The 4,757-nt window shown below is 74.7% G+C and carries 2 protein-coding genes; both read left to right on the plus strand.

Features of this window, described 5'->3' with window-relative positions:
• Positions 1-3,034, plus strand: a 3,034-nt coding sequence (locus IG05_RS0140685; protein ID WP_037815841.1) for an SDR family NAD(P)-dependent oxidoreductase, incomplete at its 5' end; no start/stop codon positions are given.
• A gap of 58 nt (positions 3,035-3,092) precedes the next feature.
• A partial coding sequence (locus tag IG05_RS0140690) for a type I polyketide synthase (protein ID WP_199808482.1) occupies positions 3,093-4,757 on the plus strand: 1,665 nt, incomplete at its 3' end.

Genomic DNA, 4,757 nt, shown 5'->3' on the forward strand with positions numbered 1-4,757 from the left:
CACCGTACGCTTCACCGACGCCCTCACCTCCCTCCACGAAGCCGGAACCACCACCTTCCTGGAAATCGGCCCCGACGCCGTCCTCACCGCCCTCACCCACGACACACTCGACGACACCACCACCATCCCCCTCCTACGCCGCGACCACGACGAAACCCGCAGCCTCGTCTCCGGCATGGCCCAGGCGTTCACCGCGGGCGTGCCGGTCGACTGGCAGGCCTACCTCCGTCCCGCGGCCGCGACCCCGGCACCCCTGCCCACCTACGCCTTCCAGCGCGAGCGCTACTGGCTGGAACGCAAGGACGCCGCCCCTGGCGACGAGGGGCGCGGATGGGGTTCGCTCGGTCATCCCCTGCTTGCCGCCAAGGTCGAACCGGCGGGCGGTGAACAGGTGCTGTTCAGCGGCCGGGTCTCCGTCGGGACGCATCCGTGGCTGGCGGAGCACGCCGTGCTGGACGCCCCCGTCCTGCCCGCCGCCGCGCTCGTGGACCTCGTGGTACGCGCCGGTGACGAGCTGGGCCTCGGCACGCTCGACTCCCTCACCGTGCACACCCCGCTCGTACTCGCCCCGCTGACCGAGACCGAGCTCCAGCTCACCGTCACCGGCACCGGCAACGGCACCGGCGACCCGGGCACGCGTGCCTTCACGCTGTACGCCCGGCCGGCCGAGGAGGGCGCTCGCTGGACGGCGTACGCGGACGGCACCCTGTCCGCCGCCGCCCAGCCGGTGCTTCCCGCCGGTGACGACAGCGGTACGGAGGTGGCGCTCGCCGACGAGCTGCTGCCGGACGCCGTCCGCTACGGACTGCACCCGGAGCTGCTGGAGACGGCCCTGCGTGCGGTGGAGCAGGCCGGGGCGCTCTCCCCGGCCGGGCCGGGATCCGTTCTCGTTCCCGCCGAGTGGCACGGCGTGCGGCTGCACGCGAGCGGCGCCACGGTCGTCCAAGTCGGGTGGCAGGCCGTCGACGAGCGCACCGTGGCCGTCCGGCTCACCGACGCCGCCGGCGAACCGGTCCTCACCGTGGGCCGGCTGGTCTTCCAGGAGGTGCCGTACGACCGGTTCGCCGCCGGCCGGGCCGCCCTGCCGCTGTACCGCGTGGAGTGGGACACCGCCGTAGTGCCGGTGGCCGAGACTCCCCTGCGCTGGGCCGTCGTGGGCCCGGGCGACGGCGAGGGCACCGCCGTCACCTACCCGACCCTCGCCGAAGCGGCGGAGGCCGTCGCGGCGGGTGCTCCTGTCGACGGCCTGCGCGTGTGGGCCGACGGCGAGCCGGGCACCGACGTGGTCGGCGCCCTCCACCAGCGCACTCGTGACGCCCTGTCGCTGGTCCAGGCGTATCTGGCCGACGAGCGGCTCGGGAACGTCCCGCTGGCCGTGGTCACCCGGGGTGCCGTCGCCGTCGGCGCCGAGGAGATCGCCGACCTGGCCGGTGCCGGAGTCCGGGGGCTGCTGCGTTCCGCCCAGGCCGAGGCACCGGGCCGGATCTTCCTCCTCGACCGGGAACGGCAGCCCGGTGGCGGGGGCGAGCCGCACGAGCTCGACGCGCTGTTGTCGGCGCTCGTCGCCGCCGGCGAGCCGGAGGCCGCCGTACGCGACGCCGGGATCCGTGTGCCCCGCCTGCGCCGCGGCGGCCCCTCCGCCGCCGCCCCGTCCGTCCCCGGCTTCGCCCGGTCCCCCGAAGGGACCGTTCTGGTCACCGGCGGCACCGGGGCGCTCGGCGCTCTGGTGGCCCGCCGCCTGGTGACCGAGCACGGCGTACGGCACCTGCTGCTGCTCAACCGGGAGGGTGCGGCCGCCCCGGGTGCCGAGGCCCTGGTCAAGGAGCTGACCGAGGCGGGTGCCACGGTCACCGTCACGGCCTGCGACGCCGGGGACCGTGCCGCGCTCGCGGCCGTCGTGGACGGCATCTCCGCCGAGCACCCCCTCACCGCGGTCGTCCACACCGCGGGCGTCCTCGACAACGGGCTGATCGGCGACCTGACCGCACCGCAGTTGACCGGGGTCCTCGCGGCCAAGGCGGACGCGGCCTGGCACCTGCACGAACTGACGCGGGACCGGGACCTGTCCGCCTTCGTCCTGTTCTCGTCGAGCGTGGGCGTCCTCGGCGGACCGGGGCAGGCCAACTACGCCGCCGCCAACGCGTTCACCGACGCACTGGCCGCACTGCGTGCCGCGCAGGGCCTCGCGGCCACCGCGATCGGCTGGGGTCTGTGGGACCCCGCCGAGATCGGCGGCGGCATCAACGCCGGCCTCGGCGAAGCGGGCCACAAGCGCTACACCAGGGAAGGCTTCCGGCTCCTCCCCGTGCAGGAGGGCCTCGGCCTGCTCGACGCGGCGGTCGCGGACGGCGCGGCCCAGCTGGTGGCCCTGCCACTGGACCTCGCCGCCCTGCGGACGCACGGGCGGGTGCCGGCGGCGCTGCGCGACCTGGTCCGCGTGCCGGGACGCCGGAGCGCCGCGCACGGCGCGGACACCGCGGGCACCGCCACCGGCCGGGCCCCGCTGCGGGAACGGCTGGCCGCCCTGGCCGCCGAGGAGCGCGAGCCCGTGGTGCTCGACCTGGTGCGCGGCGAGGTCGCGGCGGCGCTCGGCCACGCCGGAGCCCACCAGGTCGATGCCCGGCGGGCCTTCCAGGACCTGGGCTTCGACTCGCTGACCGCCGTCGACCTGCGCAACCGGCTGACGGCCGCCACCGGGCTGCGGCTGCCGTCCACGCTGGTCTTCGACCACCCGAACCCCGAGGCGCTCGCCGCCCACCTGCTGGGCCGGCTGGACCTGGGCGACGCACCGGGCGGGATGTCCGTCCTGGCGGAGCTCGACCGACTGGAGGCGGCACTGCTCGGCACGGACGTCCCCGACGACGAGCAGACCCGCTCCGCGGTCGCCGCCCGGCTGAAGGAGTTGCTGGGGCGGATCACGGCGGCGGACACGCCCGCGAACGATCCGTCGGATGCCGCCGAGTCCATCGAGGCCGCGACGGCGGACGACCTCTTCGCCTTCATCGACAACCAGCTCGGCCGCTCCGCCGGCTGAACCTCGGCGGGAGCGCCCCCGCGGCGCTCCCGCCCGGACCGAGGAGATACGAATCAGCATGGCTACCGAGTCCAACGACCGGGCCCAGCAGACTCCCGCCGCCCAGGGACCGACCGACCGACAGACCAACGAGGAGAAGCTGGTCGAGTACCTGAAGTGGGTGACCGCCGACCTGCACAAGGCCAAGCAGCGGATCACCGAGCTGGAAGACGGCCGGCAGGAGCCCGTCGCCGTCATCGGCATGGCGTGCCGGTACCCGGGCGGGGTGACCTCACCCGCGGAACTGTGGAGGCTCGTCGCCGACGGGGTGGACGGCATCACGCCCTGGCCCACCGACCGCGGCTGGGACGTCGAGGGCCTGTACGACCCGGAGCCCGGCAGGGCGGGCAAGTCGTACACCCGTGAGGGCGGGTTCCTGGACGGGGCGGCGGAGTTCGACGCGGCCTTCTTCGGCATCTCGCCGCGCGAGGCGCTGGGCATGGACCCGCAGCAGCGTGTCCTGCTGGAGACCGCGTGGGAGGCGCTGGAGAGCGCGGGCCTCGACCCGGCCGCCCTCAGGGGCAGCCGCACCGGCGTGTTCGCCGGCCTCGTGGAACAGAGCTACCTCGACCGGGAAGGCCCCGAGGAGCTTGAGGGCTACCTCATGACGAGCAAGCTCTCCAGCGTGGCCTCCGGCCGGATCGCCTACACCTTCGGACTGGAGGGCCCGGCCGTCTCCGTGGACACGGCCTGTTCCTCCTCGCTGGTGGCCCTGCACATGGCCGTGCAGTCGCTGCGCTCGGGCGAGTCCACGCTCGCCCTCGCGGGCGGCGTCACCGTCTCCGGCTCCCCGAGCGGCTTCGTGGACTTCTCCCGCCAGCGCGGTCTGGCCGCCGACGGCCGCTGCAAGTCCTTCTCCGACGACGCCGACGGCACCGGCTGGTCGGAGGGCGTCGGCCTGCTCGTGGTCGAGAAGCTGTCCGACGCGCGGAGGAACGGTCACCGGGTGCTGGCGGTCATCCGGGGTACGGCGGTGAACCAGGACGGGGCCAGCAACGGCCTGACCGCGCCCAACGGCCCCTCCCAGGAACGCGTCATCCGGCAGGCGCTGGCCAATGCCGGCCTGGGCACGAGCGACGTGGACGCCGTCGAGGCGCACGGTACGGGCACCCGCCTCGGCGACCCCATCGAGGCCCACGCGCTGCTCGCCACCTACGGACAGGGGCGGCCCGCCGGTCGCCCCCTCTACCTCGGCTCCCTCAAGTCGAACATCGGCCACTCGGTCGCCGCCGCCGGAGTGGGCGGTGTGATCAAGATGATCGAGGCCATGCGGCACGGGGTGCTGCCGCGGACGCTGCACGTGGACAAGCCGTCCAGCCATGTGGACGCCGGTCCCGCCCGGTTCGGCCTGCCCGTCGTTCCGTGGGTGTTGTCGGGCAAGAGCGTGCAGGCGGTCCGTGACCAGGCGGCGCGGCTGGTGACACACCTGGAGGCCCACCCCGGCCTGCCCGCACAGGACGTCGCCCTCTCCCTGGCCACCGAACGCGCCGCCTTCGACCACCGCGCCGTCGTGACCGGCACCAACCACGACGAACTACTGCACGCCCTCAGGCAGTTGGCCGAGGGCCGCGGCGTCCAGCCGTCCCAGGCCCGCCGCTCGGGTGGAACGGCGTTCCTGTTCACCGGCCAGGGCGCACAACGCCTCGGCATGGGCCGACAGCTCTACACCGCCTTCCCCGCCTTC

Origin of the sequence: Streptomyces sp. NRRL S-1022 (genome assembly GCF_000720135.1) — a bacterium.
Taxonomy (GTDB): domain Bacteria; phylum Actinomycetota; class Actinomycetes; order Streptomycetales; family Streptomycetaceae; genus Streptomyces.